The organism is Mesorhizobium sp. M4A.F.Ca.ET.050.02.1.1 (assembly GCF_003997725.1).
Lineage (GTDB): Bacteria > Pseudomonadota > Alphaproteobacteria > Rhizobiales > Rhizobiaceae > Mesorhizobium.
This window is the reverse complement of record NZ_RZSG01000534.1, coordinates 1-4,173: the sequence shown is the minus strand read 5'-3', so window position 1 is coordinate 4,173 and position 4,173 is coordinate 1. Positions and strand designations below refer to the sequence as shown.

Here is a 4,173-nt window from a genome sequence, read left to right as displayed (position 1 = left end):
CTCGGAAAAGCGCACGCCCGTCGTCATGTCGAGCACATGCTGCACGCTGGCGCCCGTCCAGGCGGTCGCGCCGAGTTCCGGAAGGTAGCTGGTGACCGGCTTTGCCGGATCGATCAGTCCTCGCCCGACGAGGATGCCGAATACCGAGCCGGTGACAGACTTCGCCATCGACTGAGACAGGTGCAGCGTGCGCTCGTCCATCCCGTTGAAATAGCGCTCATAGGCGATCCTGCCGTCCTTGAGCACCAGGAATCCGTCCGTGTAGGTCTCGTCGAGCAGCCCGGCGAGCGTCGTCGGCGCACCTGTGCTGTCCTCCACCGGCAATGCGTCGAGATCGACCTCGGCCCGTTCGAAACGATGGCGATGGCCGTGGCCACGCCAGACTTCGACGGTCGGCAGGAACTCGCGGATATGCTGGAATGCCCATCGGTTCCACGGCGGCCGGTCCCAGTCGAGCTTCGGCGGCACCAGCCTGGGCGGCGAGCCCTGCATGATCGGCGGCCGCGGATCCGAGTTGCGGTAGGAATCCATGATCAATGTCCCGACGACATGAAAACGGACCCGGCGGCGCCTGCCGCCGGGTCCGTCACGATGCGGCTACTTCTGCAGTTCGGTCCAGATCTTGGTGTAGAGTTCCTGGACGTCCGGCGGGCACATCAGCTGCAGCTCGGCTTGCGGCTTGGCATCGGCCGGAATGACCACTTCGGGCGCATCCTTCATGTCGGCCGGCATGTATTTGTCCGAACCGGTGATGGCATTGGCGTAGCGATGGAAAGCCGACAGCCCGGCGGCATTTTCCGGATCCATGATGAAGTTCTGGAACAGCTTGGCATTCTCGACATTCTTGGCTTCCTTGAGAACGACCACATTGTCACTCCACAGGCCAAAGCCTTCCTTCGGATAATTGTAATGGATGGCGGGATTCGCCAGCCGCTGGCGCAGCGCCGAACCGTTCCAGTCGCTGGTTGCCTTGAAGTCGCCGGCGCCCATCTTCTCGATGGTGTTGTATTCCATCGCGATCCAGTTGGGCTTGGCCGCGACAAGCGTGTCGCGCACCTTCTTCAGCAGCTCCTTGTCGGTGCTGCATTGCTTGCCACCGAGATATTTGGTCGCCGCGAACATGACGTCGTTCATTTCGGGTACGACATTGACCTTGCCCTTGAGCTCATCCGGCGTGTTGAAGATAATGCCCCAACTGTCGGCCGGTCCCTTGTAGGCATCGGTGTTGACAACGACTCCGATCGTGCCCCAGGCCCACGGCACCGAATATTTGCGGCCGGGGTCGAATTCGGGATTGGCCCATTCCGGCGCCACATTCTTGAAGTTCTCCATCTTTCCGGGATCGGTCTCAAGCAGGAGACCTTCCTTGATCCAGATCGGAACGTAGGTCTGCGACGGCACCGCAATGTCGAAGCCGGTGCCGCCCTGACGCACCTTGGCCAGCGCAGTGTCGTTCGAATCGTAGTCGGTGATCGTCACCTTGACGTTGTATTTCTGCTCGAACTTCTTGATGACGTCCGGGCTGGTGTAGTTACCCCAATTGTAGATGTTCAGCTCGCCATCGGCGAAGGCGCCGCCTGTCGAGGCGAGCAGCGCCAACCCCATGGCGGTCGCTGTGATCTTCCAGTTCATGGCTGTGCTCCCATTTCTCATGTCTAATCGCGTTTCCTGCTGATGAAGAAAAACAACGTCACGATGGCGACCGACAAAAGCAGGAATACGGTCGATATCGCGTTTATCTCGGGTGTTATCCCCCGACGGATCTGGCCAAGCATGTAGGTCGGCAGCGTGTCCTGGCCGCCCGACTTGACGAACTCGGTGATGACGACGTCATCGAGCGAGATCACGAAGGCCAGCATCAGCCCGGCCAGGATGCCGGGCCACAGCAGCGGCAGCGTGATGCGGCGGAACGTCCGCCACGGCGTCGCGTAGAGATCGGCGGCGGCGCGCTCCAGTGTCAGGTCCATGTTCTCCAACCGCGCCCGGATCGGCAGGTAGGCAAAGGGGATGCAGAATGCCGTGTGCGCGGCGATCAGATAGCCGAGGCCGGAATAGCCGGTGAAAATCTTGATGCGCGAAAAGAAGATCAGCAGCGCCACGCCGGTGACGATCTCCGGCACCATCAGCGGCTGGTTGATCGCCGCGTATTTGAAGGTCAGTCCGGGATAGGGCGCCGTGCGCGTCGTCGCCAGCGCCGCCATGGTTGCGGCGATGGTCGCCAGCACCGCGGCAACCGAACCGATCTGGAACGATCGCAGGGTGGCATCGATGACCTGCGTGTTCTGCCATGCCGACTGGAACCATTTCAGCGAGAAGCCGCCCCACTCCGAGGTCGATGTCGCGGCGTTGAAGGCGTAGAACACCAGGACGATGATCGGCAGATAGAGGACGACGAAGCAGGTCGCCGCGATCGCGGTGAAGCCCGGCTGGTGCTTGATCGAGAAATTAGCCATGGCGCACCTCCGCCCGTCCGGCATTGCGCACATAGGCTAGCAGCGCCACCATAACGATGATCATCACCGTGATCGACAGCGCCGAGCCGAGCGGCCAGTTGCGGCCCTGCCCGAACTGCAGCTCGATCAGGTTGGACAGCATCATGTTCTTGCCGCCGCCGAGCACGCTGGGCGTGACATAGGCGCCGATCGCCGGAATGAATACCAGGATCGAGCCGGCGATGACGCCCGGCCTGACCAGCGGGAAGATGATGCGCCGCAGCACCTGGAACCGGCTGGCGTAGAGATCGTAGCCGGCCTCGACCAGCCGGAAGTCGAGCTTCTCCATGCTGGCATAGATCGGCAGCACCATCAGCGGCAGGTAGACATAGGCCATGCCGATCAGGATCGCCGTATCGGTGAACAGGATTTGGACCGGCGCCGAGACGATGCCGAGCTTGATCAGGATGGTGTTGATGATGCCCTCGTTGCGGATGATCTGCAGCACCGCGAAGGTGCGGATGAGCAGGTTCGTCCAGAACGGTATGGTGATCAAGAACAGCCAGATGTCGCGCGTCTTTTCACTGCGCGTCGCCATGAAATAGGCGGTCGGGAAACCCAGCGCCAAAGTCGCGATCGTCGTCACGATCGCCAGCTTGATGGAGCGCCAGAAGATGGTGACGTGAGCGGCGGCAAGCGAAAGCGTGTCGTCGAAAATGTCACGCTCCATGAACACCGATAGCCAGGCCTCCGGCGAGAATTGCCATTTCACGTCGCCGTACGCGCCGGGCGTCAGCAGCGAATAGACCAGCACGATCAGCAGCGGGCCGGTCGCCGCGAGAAAGATGATGATGAGCGCCGGCGCCGACAGCAGCCAGCGCGTGCGGACGTCGCGCCGTTCCGCTTCCTTGGCGACTTGTTCCGCGGTGGCCATCAGTCCCTCAGCACTTGCGCGGCGTCGTTGCCGATCAGGATGCCGACCTTGTCGCCGCGCTCGAAACCGCAGCCGGCGCTGCGCGTGTTCTGCTGGCGCACGGTGAAGGCCTCGCCGCTGTCCAGCTGGACATGGATGTGGGTGTCGGTGCCGAAATAGACGATGTTCTCGACCGTTCCCGACAGGTCGCCCTTGGCGTTGCTCAGCTTGGCGTGCTCCGGCCGCACCACCACGGTGGCGTTGTCCTTCGGCTGGAAGCCCTCGGCCACGGTCGCCTCGATGGTCGCGCCGGATTTGAGCGTCGCCCGCGCCTTGCCGTTGCCAATGTCCGATATGGCAGCGGTGAGGAAGTTGGTCTCGCCGATGAAGTCGGCGACGAAGCGTTCCGCCGGCTTGTCGTAGATGTCCCAGGGCGTGCCGACCTGCAGGATCTTGCCCGACGACATCACCGCGATGCGGTCCGACATCGTCAGCGCCTCTTCCTGGTCGTGGGTGACGAAGATGAAGGTGATGCCGGTCTCGTGCTGCAGCCGCTTCAGCTCGATCTGCATCTCCTTGCGCAGCTTGTAGTCGAGCGCCGACAGCGGCTCGTCGAGCAGGAGCACCTTCGGCTGCGGCGCCAGCGCGCGGGCGAGCGCCACGCGCTGCTGTTGGCCGCCGGAGATCTGGCTGGTGCGACGGCCGGCGAGCGCCTCCATCTTGACCAGCTTCAGCATCTCGCCGACGCGCGCCTTGATCTCGGCCTTGGGCTTGCCCAGCATTTCCAGGCCGAAGCCGATATTCTCGGCTACCGTCATGTGCGGGAAC

Annotated in this window: 5 protein-coding genes; all 5 read right to left on the bottom strand. The window is 62.5% G+C overall.

Annotated features, from left to right (window positions below; genetic code table 11):
* Positions 1–531: serine hydrolase (locus tag EOA33_RS26315; protein WP_145989286.1), on the bottom strand; the 531-nt coding region annotated here is incomplete at its 3' end.
* Between the two features lie 66 nt (positions 532–597).
* Positions 598–1,632: an extracellular solute-binding protein gene (locus EOA33_RS26310; protein WP_126058511.1), complete on the bottom strand. Its 1,035-nt coding sequence runs from the start codon at positions 1,630–1,632 to the stop codon at positions 598–600.
* Between the two features lie 23 nt (positions 1,633–1,655).
* Positions 1,656–2,453: an ABC transporter permease gene (locus EOA33_RS26305; RefSeq protein ID WP_126058510.1), complete on the bottom strand. Its 798-nt coding sequence runs from the start codon at positions 2,451–2,453 to the stop codon at positions 1,656–1,658.
* Positions 2,446–3,366 carry an ABC transporter permease gene (locus EOA33_RS26300; RefSeq protein ID WP_127283891.1) on the bottom strand — a complete coding sequence of 307 codons (921 nt, stop codon included), beginning with the start codon at positions 3,364–3,366 and terminating at the stop codon, positions 2,446–2,448. The genes EOA33_RS26305 and EOA33_RS26300 overlap by 8 nt, the downstream gene beginning before the upstream one ends.
* Positions 3,366–4,173, bottom strand: an 808-nt coding sequence (locus EOA33_RS26295; protein WP_145989285.1) for an ABC transporter ATP-binding protein, incomplete at its 5' end; no start/stop codon positions are given. The genes EOA33_RS26295 and EOA33_RS26300, both read right to left, overlap by 1 nt.